13 protein-coding genes are annotated in these 16,165 nt (G+C 42.2%); 4 read left to right on the top strand and 9 right to left on the bottom strand.

Features of this window, described 5'->3' with window-relative positions; genetic code table 11:
- Positions 1–11 precede the first annotated feature (11 nt).
- From FTV31_RS01865 to cxpE, 4 genes are all read right to left on the bottom strand, one after another.
- Complete coding sequence (locus tag FTV31_RS01865) at positions 12–2,423, bottom strand: CSLREA domain-containing protein (RefSeq protein WP_180012798.1); 2,412 nt, start codon at positions 2,421–2,423, stop codon at positions 12–14.
- Positions 2,424–2,432: 9 nt separating this feature from the next.
- Positions 2,433–4,232 carry a rhombotarget A gene (rbtA, locus tag FTV31_RS01860; RefSeq protein WP_180012797.1) on the bottom strand — a complete coding sequence of 600 codons (1,800 nt, stop codon included), beginning with the start codon at positions 4,230–4,232 and terminating at the stop codon, positions 2,433–2,435.
- A 121-nt stretch (positions 4,233–4,353) separates the two neighbouring features.
- Positions 4,354–5,058 carry a DnaA regulatory inactivator Hda gene (gene hda / locus FTV31_RS01855; RefSeq protein ID WP_159124042.1) on the bottom strand — a complete coding sequence of 235 codons (705 nt, stop codon included), beginning with the start codon at positions 5,056–5,058 and terminating at the stop codon, positions 4,354–4,356.
- Positions 5,059–5,073: 15 nt separating this feature from the next.
- On the bottom strand, positions 5,074–6,294 hold the full coding sequence (gene cxpE / locus FTV31_RS01850; RefSeq protein ID WP_180012796.1) for a chloramphenicol efflux transporter CxpE: 1,221 nt from the start codon (positions 6,292–6,294) through the stop codon (positions 5,074–5,076).
- 135 nt (positions 6,295–6,429) lie between these two features.
- Here cxpE and purM point away from each other — a divergent pair, with 135 nt between their 5' ends.
- Both purM and purN read left to right on the top strand, forming a co-directional pair.
- Positions 6,430–7,500 (top strand): phosphoribosylformylglycinamidine cyclo-ligase, encoded by a 1,071-nt coding sequence (purM, locus tag FTV31_RS01845; RefSeq protein ID WP_180012795.1) that lies wholly within the window; start codon positions 6,430–6,432, stop codon positions 7,498–7,500.
- Between the two features lie 5 nt (positions 7,501–7,505).
- A complete protein-coding gene (purN, locus tag FTV31_RS01840; protein WP_180012794.1) occupies positions 7,506–8,135 on the top strand; it encodes a phosphoribosylglycinamide formyltransferase in 630 nt (209 codons plus the stop codon).
- A 62-nt stretch (positions 8,136–8,197) separates the two neighbouring features.
- On the opposite strand, the gene FTV31_RS01835 is transcribed toward purN, so the two are convergent.
- A complete protein-coding gene (locus FTV31_RS01835; RefSeq protein ID WP_180012793.1) occupies positions 8,198–9,001 on the bottom strand; it encodes an alpha/beta fold hydrolase in 804 nt (267 codons plus the stop codon).
- The gene (gene sppA / locus FTV31_RS01830) at positions 8,998–10,020 is read right to left on the bottom strand and encodes a signal peptide peptidase SppA (RefSeq protein ID WP_180012792.1); all 1,023 of its coding nucleotides are present in this window, start codon (positions 10,018–10,020) and stop codon (positions 8,998–9,000) included. The genes FTV31_RS01835 and sppA overlap by 4 nt, the downstream gene beginning before the upstream one ends.
- A 127-nt stretch (positions 10,021–10,147) precedes the next feature.
- Here sppA and FTV31_RS01825 point away from each other — a divergent pair, with 127 nt between their 5' ends.
- Positions 10,148–11,122, top strand: a complete 975-nt coding sequence (locus FTV31_RS01825; protein WP_180012791.1) for a lysophospholipid acyltransferase family protein — start codon at positions 10,148–10,150, stop codon at positions 11,120–11,122.
- Here the strand turns inward: FTV31_RS01825 and FTV31_RS01820 are convergent.
- The 3 genes from FTV31_RS01820 to FTV31_RS01810 all read right to left on the bottom strand — a co-directional run bounded on the left by FTV31_RS01820 (position 11,111) and on the right by FTV31_RS01810 (position 15,569).
- Positions 11,111–13,573 (bottom strand): DNA internalization-related competence protein ComEC/Rec2, encoded by a 2,463-nt coding sequence (locus FTV31_RS01820; RefSeq protein WP_180012790.1) that lies wholly within the window; start codon positions 13,571–13,573, stop codon positions 11,111–11,113. The genes FTV31_RS01825 and FTV31_RS01820 overlap by 12 nt on opposite strands.
- 84 nt (positions 13,574–13,657) lie before the next feature.
- Positions 13,658–14,341 (bottom strand): lipoprotein-releasing ABC transporter ATP-binding protein LolD, encoded by a 684-nt coding sequence (lolD, locus tag FTV31_RS01815; RefSeq protein ID WP_180012789.1) that lies wholly within the window; start codon positions 14,339–14,341, stop codon positions 13,658–13,660.
- Positions 14,334–15,569 carry a lipoprotein-releasing ABC transporter permease subunit gene (locus FTV31_RS01810; protein WP_125278439.1) on the bottom strand — a complete coding sequence of 412 codons (1,236 nt, stop codon included), beginning with the start codon at positions 15,567–15,569 and terminating at the stop codon, positions 14,334–14,336. Before FTV31_RS01810 ends, lolD begins: the two co-directional genes overlap by 8 nt.
- Before the next feature lie 26 nt (positions 15,570–15,595).
- On the opposite strand from FTV31_RS01810, the gene FTV31_RS01805 reads away from it, so the two are divergent.
- Positions 15,596–16,159, top strand: coding sequence for a PilZ domain-containing protein (locus tag FTV31_RS01805; RefSeq protein ID WP_180004111.1), 564 nt, complete (start codon positions 15,596–15,598; stop codon positions 16,157–16,159).
- Positions 16,160–16,165 lie beyond the last annotated feature (6 nt).

The raw sequence follows: 16,165 nt of genomic DNA, 5'->3' as shown, positions 1-16,165 counted from the left end.
TCATACTGCAATTATTTTCTAATTCGGCGATATCCTGCCAGACCTAATAATCCGAACAATCCCCAAATTCCAAATGAACCACCACCACTTGATGATGTATTGGTATTTTTAGCCGTATTTTTTAAGTTAATTCTTGCTGTATCTGACATCAACTCATCTGCATCAAAAACATGATACTGCATATCATAATCTGACTGACTAAAAGTATTTTTCACACTAAAGGTTAATTTTCCACCATAGCAGGTTTCACCTGCAAAATTTCCTGGGCATGGTCCTTCTCGCTCTGCGGAAAGGTTTACTCCGGCAGGAAGCTTGACAATGCGAATTGGAATCTCACGACCATCTTTATCACGATAGAAAGCAGCCTTGCCATTCATCCGTGGACCATCACCATCATCGCTGTCATTCTCTAATGGATTCACAGTTACGGTCAGATTGTTCTCTGCGCTAATTCTATATTCATCATTTTTTACAATCGGTTTAATATTTACAAATGCGCCCTGCAAAATACCTGTACTGCTGGCACCTGTCTGCTTGTCTTTAATTGTATAACGGCAATACTCCGTATCCGAGAGACTGGTTACTTTGCCATCAGTACGATACATCATGATACGGTTTAAGTCAGGCTTCCATTCACATTTTAAATTTGGGTCATTCGGCGCACCTTGAACAATTAATGAACTGCCTGATCCAGATAAAGACCCTACACCTAAAGATTGCACTGTAATTTCATAATTTTGTGAATTTAATGCTTTTGCTTGTACTTGAGTATTATTTAAAGTTTCTTGAGGCATGACCAAACTAAATGGATTAACGTATATGGCACGATATTTCTGGTATTGCTTGGTATATTTTAAAAGATCCTCATATTCTTTTAGCTCTTCCTTTAAGCCCTGTATTTCCTCAGGTTTTGTATTCTTATCGGCCAGAATAGAATTAATATCATCAATATTTTCCTGATAATAATCCAGCAATTCTGTTAAAGAACTATTTTTTAGACCAGAAATATCTGCTGCAGTTAAGTTCCGGATTTCGATCGACCCAATTTCACAGGAATTTTTTGCGTCCGGATTAAATAACAATGTTGCCTTAGTCAACCGCTCAATTCCACGTTGATCAATTTCTTCACAACTTTCTGTACCGATATTGACCAGATCCGTATTCGATTGTCGATCAATAGGATAATACATCCCTAAATAACGGTTATTTACAGAAGGTTCGATATAAGTAGTTAACAGATCTGTGATCTTATTATTAGATACATCAATATTCGTTGAAACACTGTTTTCTGCCAGTTCAGGCAACACACAGCGTGAGGAACCACTTGTATGGATCGCATTATAAGCAGTAAATAAATCTACACCCTGTTCTTTACTTGGATTTCCACCATTCAAGGCATATTCACAAGATAGGCCCTGGTTAAAGGCTAACACGTTATAAGCCAGACTCGAATTACCAGTATTGTCATAAAAGATGGTAGAGCGAGCAGTATTCTCGACAATCGTGTTATTAATGGCACTAAAAGTGAAGAAAGAACTTAATGGACGGCTGATTTCATTGGCCATTCGGAAAATATGACCTGTGGCATTGGTCGTATTTTTTGCAATTGTAGAGTTACTAATATCAGCTTTGGCATAACCACAAAAGTCCAGAATACTGGCCGTATCAGTAGAACCATTTTTGACAATGCTGCTTGCGCTAATTTCTAGCTTGGTCTCTGTACTGCCCAAATTCCCCACACAATCCATGGCCAAGACACTGCCATATGTAGCTGCTTTATTCTGATGAATTAAGGAATCCTGAATCTTGATAATTTTTTCATTATTCATCGCCACTGCATAAATTGCTCCCCCTTCTGCAGCCGCTCGCGAATTTACAATTTCACTATTCACGAGGCTTAGAGGACCGGCGACATAAAATGTTCCACCATTACCTTTATCCAGACTGGTTTTTGCAGCATAACCATCTTTCAGGATGACACCATTTACCACCATGCTGGCTTGGCTAGCAACCGTATTAAATAAGCGGGTTTTCCCTTGGCCTGAAATGGTGGTGATTAAAGCCTCACGTATTGGATATAAAAAGGTAATAGGACTTCTTTGAGTATAATTGAAGGGTGATTTTCCCAAAATATTGACATGGGATTCAACAATAATTTCACTATTGAGTTTGTATTCTCCAGCTTCAAGCTGGATGACATCTGGAGCGGAACCGTCATTACGCAATGTACGGCCGACATTACATCCTCCATAGGATTTATCCAGCTTGGCTGTCTTAATGGCTTCACGCAAGGAACAGGCACTGGTATTTTCCCCATCCTCGTCAGCAAATGTAGTGACATATATGGTTTTATCTTCGGCTGCCATTAAACTCATGGCAGATAAAATCATGGCTGCAAGCAGTCCTTTTTTATAATTTTTCATGATTTTTCCTTAATCTTTTAATCTGCGACGTAGGCCGATCAACCCTATCAGGCCTATTAAGCCAGCGATCCCCCATGCCCCACCCGAGGTCTTCACAGACTTGTCTTTCATTTCATTTTTAGGTTCCTGTACAATCTGGGTACTTAAAACCAGATAAGGTTTGGACTTATTAAATCGTGTAGATGAAGTAACTACCTGAATTTCAAAAATATCAGCACCGTGCCATTGTGAATCTGGGGTATAAACAACATTCCCATCAATATCAATGACTGTTTTACCCTTGGAAACAGTTTTGGTTTGGATAACCTGTAAGCAGCCATCTTGCCAAGGCTCACCCTTTGGATTCTCTCCAATAATGTTATTGCATTGCTCTTTAGGAATTAAATCACTATCTCCTAAAGCAGATTCAATTGAAAACTTTGCAGTCTCTCCTTTTAGAAGATCCTGTCCAACCAGACTGGTAGATGTTGGAACTGTAATTTCAATCGCGCCACGATCACAAAATAAGTTATCCAGTAAACGGTCTACACCGCGTTGGTCTGCCGCCTCACAGCTGACTGAAGGATTGCTGCTATTGTAGCTAGTCCCTCTATTTACAATCGGTGAATCACTGACCTGATTATAATTCAACAGGATACGAGGACGTAGATAGCCCAAAAACTGATCTTTAGGAACGCTATAAGGACATAGAATAGCATCATTATTTTGTTTTAAATTTAGACAGGCACCTTCACTTTGATCTGAAGTCTCTGCAAACAAGCGAGTACCTGTCCAGATCTGGTTTGGATATGCAGCATCACCTGTACCACAAGATGCTGTTACCAGGTTATTGTGAATCGTACTTTTATCCGTAGTTTCAATCTGACAATCCTGCGTACCATTTCTTAAAATAATACTGTTCGCCACGTAGGCTTTACCATTTGGAGCATTAATACGTAGTGCTGTACCTGTATTATCCACTATAGTCAGGTTGTTGATTCCCACCCCATCAATCACATTGATCAGTGCTCCCTTATTTTTTAACAGGGTACTGCTTAGGACTTCAGCATTAATGGATTGAATATCGGCAGGATTATCGACTTGGCCCGCTGTATAAATATTGGTAGCATTATTATTAAGCGTCTGGTTATTCTTTAAAACGCTTTGATAAACCAGAAAGTATGGAAGCTGGCTATAGAGTATGCCACCCTGTTGCGCCTGATTATTTTCAATCAGGCTGGTTTTTATTTCGGCAAAAGCAATCAGATTCTGGCCAAATTTCCCCACATTATAAATGGCGCCACCTTGACTCGCAGCCCCCTTGTATAAGCGGCTGTAATCAATCACCAATTTACCTTTATTATGAATTAGGCCACCTTGTTCGGCACAGCTGCTTTTACCGCAACCTTCAAGGTCGAGTTCTTTTAAATTGACTTGAATCAGCTCTTCATCATTGCTAATACGGAAGAGATTATCTGTCCCTTTCATTTGAATATGAGCGTTATATAACCCCATTACCTTATCGGTACTACTAAATTCACCATCTACTTCTGCGATAGATTTAATCGTCACTGATTTCTTGATCGGGATATGTTTATTCAGAACATAGGTCGTTTTTTCTTTTAAGATAATGGTGCCAATAGCATTTTCGCCACCACAGCCCATATAACCTTCTTTAGCCAAGCCACGATTCACATATTCAACAGCTTCTCGAAGTGAACATTCCTTGTCATCTTTTTCAATGTCTTCTGTGGTAGTTACAATAATTTCTGCACTATATGCCTGCCCCGCCATACATAGCAAAGCCATGCCTATGCTCTTCTTGAGCATACCCTTCTCCTTAATTTTTTATTTCTTTCTTTTTCTTCTAAAGTTGCATCTTCCTTGCAACAGCGAATTATTTTGCCTTACTTTCGCATAGACTGAGTAATTACTCAAGATGTTTTATAATTTAACGATATTCATCAATTAATGCATAAATCTGCCGCAGGTTAGCATTGCTGACTTTCAGCTTTTCACCTTTAAGTAATTGAATAATCTGTTCTAATGTTTGTAGAAGCACGGAAGTTTGATGTGGTCCGTGATTCAGCAAATAATCAAAAATCTGTGGGTCAAGATGAATACCACGTCGGTCCAATACCGAGGACACCAAGGCAAATCGGTCCGCATAAAGACTACCATTTGGAACACGGACACTGACTGCCTGCGTGAGTCGGGACTGCAAATCAGGTAATTCAAGCTTTAATTCAATGGGCGCAAAACGGGAGGAAAATACCAGCTGACCACCGCCTTCATCATTATAATTAATCAAGTGAAAAACGGCGCGTTGCCAGTGTGGAACCCCGCTAATGGCTTCAATATCATCCAGTGCGATCAGGTCAAACCGATCCAAAGAAGTAATCGCTTCAGTAGGCGCATCCAGAAGTTCCAGCAAAGACACCTGTATAGCGGTCTTGCCGATTTCCAGATAAGAATCACAGATGGCAGAGAGTAAGTGACTTTTCCCTGTTCCAGCTCCGCCATACACGTAAAAGCGGCTGATTAAGCCTGCATGCAGCTGTCGGACTGCATCAATTACATGACCCCATCCCGGGCCCGAAAAATCACTAATTCGAGCATCGAGTTGAGGTTCTATATCTAGCTGCAATTGACGCATATGATTCTGATGGCCTTATGAGTCTTTATGAAGAGGTACATCCATCTTACTTGATTTCTCTCCCTCTTGCAGTGGTTTTGCTTCTGACTTTTTCATTTCAATATCAACATCTAAGTCTGAAGTTTCTACGCTTATGGAACCTGTAGCCGGATCATTCATGACGACTGCCTGATTTCCATAAAATGATGTGCACTCATAATATTCACGTGCATGTCTGAGCAGAACCACAATTACCGCTGCAACTGGGAGAGCAATCAGCATTCCCAGGAAGCCAGCCAGTTGTGCGCCCGCCAATACCGCAAAAACCACAGCAACTGGAGATAAACCTATTTTATCGCCGAGCAGGAATGGCTGTAATACATAGCCTTCTACCGCCTGACCGACCATAAACACGACACCCACCAGAACCAGTTGCCACCAGTCAATCCCGAATTGCAGGAAGGTCGCAATGACCGCTGCAATGATCCCGACCGCAAATCCCAGATAAGGAATAATACTGGCCAGACCTGCCACCATGCCAATAATCAGACCAACTTCAAGACCAATCAATTGCAAACCAATCGCATAAACGATCCCTAGCAGAATCATCACCAGAAATTGTCCTTTCACAAAGGCCCCAAGTACACTGTGACATTCACCGACGATTCTTAATGTACTTTGTTCATAAGGACGTGGAATCAGGCGGCGTAAGCTTTCCAGCATACGATCCCAATCCAGCAGGAAATAGAATGCAATAATTGGAATCAGAACAATCGTACCGCCAATCTGCAAAAAGTTAATTCCAGATTGTGCAAGGCGTAGCAGGAAGGCCTGAATACTGTCGGCACTATAATTGGTTTGCACATAGTCCATGACCACATCAGAAATCTGTGTGGTATCAATTTCCATTTCAACGACATTGAAGGTATTCGACAGCCACGGTAAAAAGGTTGAATTAATCCAGCCAATGACCGCAGGTATATTGTCACGCGCATAAATCAGCTGCTGCCAGATCAGCGGCACCAGATACCAGATTGCCAGGATCATAACGATCCCGATTCCAGTAAAAACGATACTAATAGAGAGCCAACGCGGCAGACCGATATCGTGCAGTTTATCTACCAGCGGGCTGAAAAGATAAGCCATTAAAAACGCTGCAACAAATGGAATTACAACGGGTTTTAGTAAATATAGAATCCACAACAACAAAGCTATCCCAGCTAGGATAAACACGCGACGCAATGTGCGATCTACCATAAAGTTTCGCCTTCTCTCTATTAATCGTTATAAAAAGTAAAATATTTTAATAAAGATAGCATTTTAGGGCATAAATACCATAAGAGTTTTGCATATTCAGGTTATAATCCCCCGCGCGAATGCGGAGACTTCATTATGAGCAACTCAACTTCTACCCCAAACACTGGTTTAAGCTACAAAGATGCAGGTGTCGATATTGAAGCGGGAGACGCGTTAGTCGACCGAATCAAGTCCGTCGCTAAGCGTACTAAACGTCCTGAAGTAATGGGCGGATTAGGCGGTTTCGGCGCCCTTTGTAAAATCCCTAAAGGTTATGAAGAACCTGTTCTCGTATCAGGCACAGATGGTGTTGGTACAAAATTACGTCTGGCACTGAATTTGAACCGTCATGACACCATTGGTCAAGATCTGGTTGCAATGTGTGTGAACGACCTTCTCGTTTGTGGTGCTGAACCACTCTTCTTCTTAGACTATTATGCGACTGGTCACCTAAATGTGGACGTGGCTGCAAATGTCGTAACAGGAATAGGTGCTGGCTGTGAACTTGCAGGTTGTGCACTGGTTGGTGGTGAAACTGCTGAAATGCCAGGCATGTACGAAGGTGAAGATTACGATCTTGCAGGCTTCTGTGTCGGTGTAGTTGAGCAAAGCAAAATTATTGATGGCTCTAAAGTAAAAGCGGGTGATGTACTTATTGGTGTTGCATCTTCTGGTGCACATTCAAACGGTTATTCGTTGCTTCGTAAAATTCTTGAAGTTAAAAATGTTGACCTGAATCAAATCGTTGATGGTCGCCCACTTGCAGATGTTGCAATGGAACCAACACGCATTTATGTGAAATCTATTCTTGAACTGCTAAAACAGGTTGATGTACATGCAATGGCACACATCACGGGTGGCGGTTTACCAGGCAACCTGCCTCGCGTATTACCAAACGGTGCTCAAGCAGTCGTAGATGAATCTTCTTGGGAATGGCCTGAGCTGTTCAAACTTCTTCAACGTGAAGGTGGTGTAGAGCAGTTTGAAATGTATCGTACCTTTAACTGTGGCGTAGGTATGGTTCTTGTTGTTGATGCAGCAGAAGCAGACAAAACTGTAGAGCTACTCAACGGTTTGGGCGAGAAAGCATGGACCATGGGTCACATTGCAGATAATGCTGAATCTGTTGAAGGTGCAGACGAAAAAATTCGTGTGATCTTCGCGTAATTCGCATGATTAAAATTGCTGTACTTGTTTCAGGCAGTGGATCGAACCTGCAAGCCCTGATTGATGCCAATCTGTCAGGGAAAATTGTCGGGGTGCTTTCCAACAAGCCTGAAGCATTTGCTTTAGAGCGCGCTCATAAAGCAGGAATTCCAACTGCAGTCATTGAACATAAGCAGTATCCAAGCCGGGAAGCTTTTGATGATGTCATGCATCAGCAGCTTCTGGACTGGGATGTTGATCTGGTCGTACTTGCGGGCTTTATGCGAATTTTAAGTGAAAAATTTGTGAAAGCTTGGGAAGGGAAAATGCTGAATATTCACCCTTCTCTTTTGCCACATTACAAAGGCATGCATACCCATCAGCGCGTCCTGAATACCGGTGATGTTCTGCATGGTTGCACAGTGCATTATGTCACTCCTGAACTGGATGCCGGCCAAGCCTTAGCACAGGGTGTGTTAAAAGTATCGCATCAAGATACGACTCACACTTTAGCTCAGCGGGTACATGTACTGGAACATCTGATTTACCCACAAGTGGTAGAATGGATTTGTAATGGGACAATTCAGCATACTGAACAAGGTGTGTTGTACCATAATGCAAAAATGCAAGAACCTGTTCAATTCTGCAAATTCTAAAAGTCCAAATATAAAAAACGCATCCTCGGATGCGTTTTTTATTTCTTTAGATGAGATGAACTTTAAGCAGACTGTTGCTGAATCAGTTGTTTGACCAGACTCGCTACTTGCTCAGGCTGCTCTAATGGGAACATATGCCCACCATCTACTACTGTAAATGGAATGCCAAATTTCTTTTGCACTTGCTGCGGAAATCTGCGCGCCAAAAATGGACCTTTCTTGGCAACCACCAGATGCACTGGTACTTTTGGTTTTGCCTGAGGTAACCACCATAGCGACGGATTGGTTCTAAAGATATTCACTTCATCCATTTTAGGAATAGTGAGTTCAACTCCACCTCGAACCGGATCATCCTTTAAGGCATAGTCAATATAAGCCTGGAAGCAATCTGTATCAAAATCCTGATAAAAGCCTTTCGGTCGCAGCAATTCAGCTGCCTGTTCCCGAGACTCCCAATGATCACGACGGCGTTTCGACAAACCTGCAGGTGACATCCGGTCCAGTGCTTTTAAGCGCAAAGTTTTTGCAATATGCAACGCCAAGGCTTCTTTGCCCATGATCATCGGCGGATCAAGCATAATCATTTGCGAAAAAAGTTCCGGACGCTGTAAGGAGGCCTGAAAACTCAGGACTGAACCTAATGAATGCCCCAAACCAATCACCGGACGTCCATGGGACTGACGTACAATACTGTCGATCACCTGTTGAGTCAGACTTTTCCATTGATTATCAATTGGATAGCGCTTATCAGGCCCTAATAGCGGCACATAGATAATATCGTAATCATCTTGCAGTCCTTCAAACAGCTTTTGATAGACTTTAGATGGCACGCCATTGGCGTGCGCAAAATGAATCAATGGTTTCATTGTAATGTCGTTTTATTTTCTGACTGAAGTTTCTGTGCCACTGAAGTCGCAATTCCTTCACCAATCGATGAACCCATACGACCCAGTACGGACTCAAATGGACTATATTCAATGGTGTAATTTAAAGCTTTTTCAGTTTTTAGTTCACGCTTCAAAGTATTTAAACTGCCAATACGGTCTGCAATACCCAATTTCACCGCCTGTTCACCGGTCCAGAACAGACCTGAGAAAATAGCAGGATCAGTCGATTTCAATTTCGCTCCACGCCCCTGCTTTACAGCATTAATAAAGTGACCATGCACGTTATCCAGCACACCTTGTACATGCGCTTTTTGCGCAGGATCAACCGGCTGTGTCATGGACAGCAAAGCTTTATTTTCACCTGAAGTCATAGTGCGGTCTTCAACTCCAAGTTTTTGCAGCAGGTTATTCACACCATAATTCGGCATGATCACACCGATTGAACCGACCAGACTCGATGGATTGACAATGATTTCATCTGCAGCAGATGCAATATAGTAAGCACCAGAAGCTCCGGTATCACCAATCACGGCATAGAGTTTTTTCTCAGGATGCTGTTTTTTCAGATACTGGATTTCCTGCCAGATTTCATCTGACTGGACTGGTGAACCACCCGGTGAATTAATATTTAAAACAACAGCCTTACTTTGCTTGTTTTCAAAGGCTTTTTTGAGTGATTTGATGGTATTGCTACTGTTTACGCTTTGCTTGTCTGCGGCAATCGTGCCAATAATATCAACCACAGCAATGTGTGCACCTGCGCTTGCACTCGGATCAGAAGCACTCATGCTACAGCCTTTACCCAGCGCAAGAATGACAACCAGCAGATAAGCAAAGGTTAGAAATTTAAAGAAGATCCCCCAGCGACGTGCCCGTCGTTGCTCTTCTACTGAAGCTAAAACTGCTTTCTCCAGCAGTTTCCATTCTGGGCCAGTCGGCTGAACTGGTTGCTGCGTATTTTGTATTTGATTTTCAGGTTTTGGTGGCCAATCGGACATAAATAATCCAATAAATTAATTTATATTGAACCCATTATATACACCGAAAAGGGTAATTCTGTCTAAAGAAACCGTTTTCGCCTATAATAAATGCTATTCTTTTTTATTTTATCAATATTACAACTCAATGACTGAACGCAGCTCAAAGAATTCAGCTTACGGTTTACTCAAATATATTAGCCGCCAACCGCTTTCAGTTTCCCGATGGATTGCGCGGATTCTTGCCTTAATCGTTAATATTTTTAAAGTTTCTAAAACTTCTGATGTAATTCGCCTGAACCTTGAGATCAGTTTGTCTGAACTGTCGACACAGGAAAGAGAACGGATTACCCGTGCCGCGATTCGCAATGAACTGATGTCTTATTTTGAATTTTTTAGTATTTGGGGTTCGAGTAATCAGAAAAATATTGAGAGAGTGCATAAAGTTATAGGCGAAGATTTACTGCATGATGCCTTGGCACAAAATAAAGGTCTGGTGCTGATTGTGCCGCACTTTGGCACTTGGGAAATTATGAATGCCTATGTTGCGCAATTCACTTCAATGACCATCATGTATAAACCTGTAAAAAATCAGGCAGCGGATCAGTTTGTTCGTGCAGCACGCAGCCGCGAACAGGCCAATCTGGTGCCGACAGATGAGTCTGGTGTACGACAGATTTTCAAGGCCTTGAAGCAAGGTGGCACTACTGTCATTCTGCCGGATCATACACCCAACGTTGGCGGTGAATATATTCCTTACTTTGGTGTTCCTCTAGCTACCAGTAATCTGAGCGCTAAGCTGATCCAGAAAACTAAAGCTCGTGCCCTGTTCCTTTATGCTTTGCGCAATGAGAATGCTGGATTTGATATTCATATCGAGGCCATAGATGAAAAAATTTATCAGGGAGATGCCAATCAGGGTACAGGTATCATCATCAACACGATTGAAAACCTGATTCAGCGTCATCCTGAACATTATCACTGGAGCTATAAACGCTTTAGAGCTCACGAAAATCTGGGAAATATTTATAAACTTGATCATAACCAAGCTTTATCCAAAGTGAACCAGTTAAGAACTTCTAATCCGGCCCCTGTTAAACCATCTCTAGAATCAGTCATTTAGATTTTGTTTTTGTAACCACTTCCGGCGACTTCTTTCAGTTTCTAGAATGATTTGAGTTCCTTGCTGATGAAAATGCAGGCTGCCATGCTCTGCTGTAGTCAATAAAGGAATTTCCAATTCTTCAAGACGCTGCTGGGTTAGTTCGCTTGGATGCCCGTAACGGTTAAATTTTCCTGCAGACGCAATCGCCAGTTTAGGACGATAATGCTGCAAGAATTGATAAGCTGAACTGTGCTGACTGCCATGATGACCTAATACCAAGACATCCACTTTTAAATCAGGATAGTCTTTGAGTAACTGATATTCAGTCTGCCAACCTGCATCTCCCATCAGCAGAAAATTCTGATAAGGCCAGACATCTTTGAGCTGCAAATACACTACACAAGACAGGTCATTTTTATTGAAATTAGCAGTATTTAATTGTTCTAGTTTTGGTGCAATGACCTTAATCCGCACATCATTCTGCCATTGCCACCGCTGTCCCTGATAACATAATTGAAAGTTTGAAGAGGCTGCAGTTTCGGTCACTTCATTGGCATAGATATTCTTAATCTTGAGCTGGTCTTTAATGCTGTGATAAGCACCACTATGGTCCTGATCCAGATGCGTTAAAATCACCTGCTCCAGTTGAGAAACACCTTGTACCGACAGAAATGGCATGATTACCTGCTTCCCAATACTAAATTTTTCCTCATCATAATAACCGCCCATATCGATCATCATGTTATGGGTTCCATGACGGAGGAATATCGCCTGTCCTTGCCCGACGTCCAGCACCGAAAGATGAAATGGCGGATGATAGAATTGAGGAATACAAATTGGTACTACTGCCACAGCCACCCAGGATTTTGGTAATACGCCACGTGGTAAGAATAAAATCAGCAAAGATAGGATGCATAGGCCAATCATCCAGAGACTCATTGCAACTGGAATTAACTGCGGTTTAAACCAGTGATCCAGCAGATTTAAGAATCCCAACAAGATATTCAGCATAAGATCATTAAGCTGAAATAGCATACTTGAGACCGGTTCAGCGATAAAAAATAGAATCGCTGCCAAAATATCGATTGGAACAATCAGTAGACCAATCCAAGGGATTGCGACCAGATTACTGAACGGCGTGATCCAGGCAATCTGCTTAAAAAACAGCATCATTAAAGGAAATAAAGCGAGAAAGATTTTCCACTGCGATTCCACCAGCACTTTAGTTGCAAAATACAGTTTTTGTATTGCTGTCTGATTTTGCTCGGATGGTCGCTGTTGAATGGTCTGATAAATTCTGAGCAATACAAAACAGGCCCCATAAGACAGCCAGAAAGCCGCGGACAAGATACTAAAGGGATCAATTAATAACAGTAAGGCAGCGCTCAGAATCAGAAGTTTTAAAGCCTGCAGATTTTGTTGAAGCAGCATGAGGAAGACACCAATCATACAAATCAGCAGGGTTCGGATTGCCGGAATTTCAAAACCCACAAAGGCACAGTACAGCACCACACAAAACAGAAAAGGCAAAGCCAGAAAATACTGGCGTGGCCATCTTAGATAAAGCTGAGGCATACTTCGTGCGACAAGTAGCCGAAGCATGGTACAGACCATCAGGGCAAAGATCAGTACATGTGGGCCAGAAATCGCCAGTAAGTGACTCATACCCATACGTCGAAATTGCTGTTCAGTTGCAGGATTTAAAAAGCTTTCATCTCCGGTGAGCAAAGCCAGAAGCAAACCTTTATTTTGTACAGGTTGCCTTGCTATGAACTCTCTTAATTGCAGCCGCTTCTTCTCTACCCAAAGTAGAAATTGCTGAGTTAAAGCTCTTTGCTCTCGAATAAACTGACTATACCCCAGTGTAGAAACAGTAGCTGAATCAAGTTGCTCTATCTGTTTGATCCGGAAACCTGCCATCATATTCTGTTGGAGCGCCCATTTTTCAGCATCAAAAGCACCGGGCGTTGCATAACTGTGATTAGGACGTACCTGCCCTTGCAGCCGGTAATAATGCCCCAGTTCAAGTGCATTTACATTTTCATGATTTGCTGATAGTTGTGAAGTATTCGATGAGGTTTTAGGTAGAAAACCCATCCAGGTTACGGTGCGTCCATCGAGGTTTAATACTTCCAAAGGCTGCTGGATGGATTGTTCACCGAGTTTATTCAAGCGTTTGACATAAACGATAATGTCTTTCTGCAGTACTTCATGCTCGACATTCAATAGCCGTTGGCTGAGCTGTTGATTGGCATAACCATATCCCAAAAATGTCCCGAGTAGAATACAGGTACTTACCAGCAATCCTTTATGTAAGGGCTTTTTCAGAACAGTATTGAGCTTGGAACTACAGAAATAAAAGAGCACAGCAAGAAATATCACTGAGATTGAATTCAACTCAATATTCAGAAAAGATTTTCCCATACAGGCAAGGCCTAAAATCCAGCCCAGACACAGCCATTGCAACATGAAGATTTTCTTTTTTATTATTATTTTCAGGCAATAATAAAGCCCACCGAAGTGAGCTTCAATTAAAGAAGATTATTTCTGTAATTAGTCATTCATCCATAGACCATCACGCATATGTAGAATCCGGTCTGCCGAATGTGCCAATTGTTCATCATGGGTCACAATTAACATGGCCATATTGAATTCGCTACGTAATTCAGTCAGTAATTCAAAGATTTTATCGGCTGTTTTACGGTCCAAGTTACCTGTTGGCTCATCTGCCATCATTAACTTCGGCTTGGTCACCACGGCACGAGCCAGTGCTACACGCTGACGCTCACCACCAGAGAGTTCACCAGGTTGATGGGTTAAACGATGGGTTAATCCAACACGTTCCAGCAAGTATTCTGCCTGCTGTTTAGCCTCTTTAAACTTGACGCTTTTACGCAGCATCAATGGCATCGCGACATTTTCCAGCGCAGTAAACTCTGGCAATAGATGGTGGAATTGATATACAAAGCCCAAATTTTCATTACGGACATAGCCACGTTCTGCTTCAGATAAATTGTCAAAACGGCGGCCATTGACCATCACCTGTCCAGCAGAAGGACGGTCAAGTCCTCCCAGAATATGCAATAAGGTACTTTTACCGGAACCACTTGAACCAACAATAGAAACAAATTCCCCGGCCTTTACCTGCAATGAAATCCCTTTGATCACATCAACCGTAGATTTTCCATCTGTAAAAGATTTCTCGATATTTTGGGCATCTAGAACCAGTTTACTCATAACGCAATGCCTCCGCCGGTTGAATTTTAGCAGCTCGGAATGCTGGATAAATAGTTGCCAGGAAACTTAAGGCAAGTGACAGACCTACAATCACAACCACATCCTGCCAGCGCAGATAAGAAGGTAAATAGTTGATGAAATAGGCATCGAACATATTCAGGCCAAGTGAATTGTTTAACCAGCCAATAAAACCACTAATACTGGTAGCCGCAATAATCCCGAGAATGGCACCCGCACAAGTTCCGATCACACCAATCACAGTACCTTGAACCATAAAGATTCGGGTAATCGTGGTAGGTGAAGCACCCAAAGTACGTAAAATTGCGATGTCGGATTTTTTATCTGTGACCACCATCACCAGTGAAGACACGATATTAAATGCTGCAACCAGAACAATCAGGAATAATAATAAGCTGACCATCGCTTTTTCCATCTGAATTGCGCTAAACAGATTACCGTGAGTATAAGTCCAGTCAGAGGCATAGAAGTTACCCGGTAAATCACGCACAATTTCCTGAGAAACCTGAGGCGCTGCGAAAATATCATCCAGCTTCATACGTACGCCCTGTGCACCATCTGGCAGACGTAACAAGGTTGAAGCATCATTTAGAGCAATATAACCCATCATCGAATCGACTTCTGCACCAATACTGAAGATCCCGACCACTTTAAAGCGCTTAAAGCGGGGTACAACACCTGCTGGTGAAGGCGTCGCTTCAGGTAAAACCAGGGTAATGTTATCGTTCAAGCCTACGCCCATGGCATCTGCCATCTGCTTACCTAAAACAATCCCAAATTCACCTTTTTTCAGGTTATCAATACTACCCTCGACCATATGGTTCTGGATGATCGAAACTTTCTTCTCATACTTTGGTTCAATCCCGCTGACCATAATTCCGGCAACTTGCCCTTGAGCCGTCAGCATCCCCTGTAACTGGGTAAACGGAGCCACGCCTTGAACGTGTTCATGCCGTTCAATCTGCTTTGCAAGTTCAGGCCAATTTGTTAGAATTTGCGTCGAAGAAACAGTGGCTTGAGGAACCATCCCCAAGACGCGATTTTTCAACTCTCGGTCAAAACCATTCATGACAGACAAAACTGTAATGAGGACTGCTACACCGAGCGTGAGACCGATCATTGAGACCAATGCGATAAAAGAAATGAAGTGGTTACTACGCCGTGCGCGAGTATATTTCAACCCTATATACAGCGAGATTGGTTTGAACATAACCATCTAGTCCGAGGTAATAAATTATGGAAAATGTACAGCATCCAAACGGATTCACTGAAAGACGAGTCATGTCTCGAATCGATGCTGCTTTACGAATCAATTATCAGATTATTTCCGATGATGTTGCCTTGAATGATCCTTACGATGCTAATTTCGTATTGCCCCGCTATTTTCTACTACTTGCAGAGCTAGATCAATTTGATCATGCTGTTAACTACGAATTAGAACAATTATCTGAAAAAGATCAACAAATTGCTCGAATCTTATCCTTATTCAACCAAAAATTAAACCTTATTACCGGTTCTTTGTATGACGCAATTGTACAAAGCATGTTACCTGTACCGGAACATGTGAACTTTTCAGAGACTGGTTTTAGCTTCTTTAGTGATCAGCCGATTAGTGAAGGAACCTATCTGCATGTGACTTTAAGTCACCCGGAAAACTTCTTCCACATCGCTGCAACCGCTCAGGTGGCCTACAGTCGTGCAGAAGAAAACGGAAAATATCGTACGGGTGCTTATTTCATTACCCTGCATCCTCAGGATCGCGTCAAACTGGGCGAATGTGTGAAAGCCAGCTTTGCTTAAGACTGG

Source organism: Acinetobacter sp. YH16031 (assembly GCF_013417335.1).
Taxonomy (GTDB): Bacteria; Pseudomonadota; Gammaproteobacteria; order Pseudomonadales; family Moraxellaceae; genus Acinetobacter.
The sequence above is the reverse complement of the archived record's forward strand: the minus strand, read 5'-3'. Positions and strand labels throughout refer to the sequence as shown.

What these genes read in the sequence shown, in the direction of transcription:
- FTV31_RS01865 (WP_180012798.1), bottom strand. Translation starts at nt 2,423, where the DNA reads ATGAAAAATTATAAAAAAGGACTGCTTGCAGCCATGATTTTATCTGCC.
- rbtA (WP_180012797.1), bottom strand. Translation starts at nt 4,232, where the DNA reads ATGCTCAAGAAGAGCATAGGCATGGCTTTGCTATGTATGGCGGGGCAG.
- hda (WP_159124042.1), bottom strand. Translation starts at nt 5,058, where the DNA reads ATGCGTCAATTGCAGCTAGATATAGAACCTCAACTCGATGCTCGAATT.
- cxpE (WP_180012796.1), bottom strand. Translation starts at nt 6,294, where the DNA reads ATGGTAGATCGCACATTGCGTCGCGTGTTTATCCTAGCTGGGATAGCT.
- purM (WP_180012795.1), top strand. Translation starts at nt 6,430, where the DNA reads ATGAGCAACTCAACTTCTACCCCAAACACTGGTTTAAGCTACAAAGAT.
- purN (WP_180012794.1), top strand. Translation starts at nt 7,506, where the DNA reads ATGATTAAAATTGCTGTACTTGTTTCAGGCAGTGGATCGAACCTGCAA.
- FTV31_RS01835 (WP_180012793.1), bottom strand. Translation starts at nt 9,001, where the DNA reads ATGAAACCATTGATTCATTTTGCGCACGCCAATGGCGTGCCATCTAAA.
- sppA (WP_180012792.1), bottom strand. Translation starts at nt 10,020, where the DNA reads ATGTCCGATTGGCCACCAAAACCTGAAAATCAAATACAAAATACGCAG.
- FTV31_RS01825 (WP_180012791.1), top strand. Translation starts at nt 10,148, where the DNA reads ATGACTGAACGCAGCTCAAAGAATTCAGCTTACGGTTTACTCAAATAT.
- FTV31_RS01820 (WP_180012790.1), bottom strand. Translation starts at nt 13,573, where the DNA reads ATGTTGCAATGGCTGTGTCTGGGCTGGATTTTAGGCCTTGCCTGTATG.
- lolD (WP_180012789.1), bottom strand. Translation starts at nt 14,341, where the DNA reads ATGAGTAAACTGGTTCTAGATGCCCAAAATATCGAGAAATCTTTTACA.
- FTV31_RS01810 (WP_125278439.1), bottom strand. Translation starts at nt 15,569, where the DNA reads ATGTTCAAACCAATCTCGCTGTATATAGGGTTGAAATATACTCGCGCA.
- FTV31_RS01805 (WP_180004111.1), top strand. Translation starts at nt 15,596, where the DNA reads ATGGAAAATGTACAGCATCCAAACGGATTCACTGAAAGACGAGTCATG.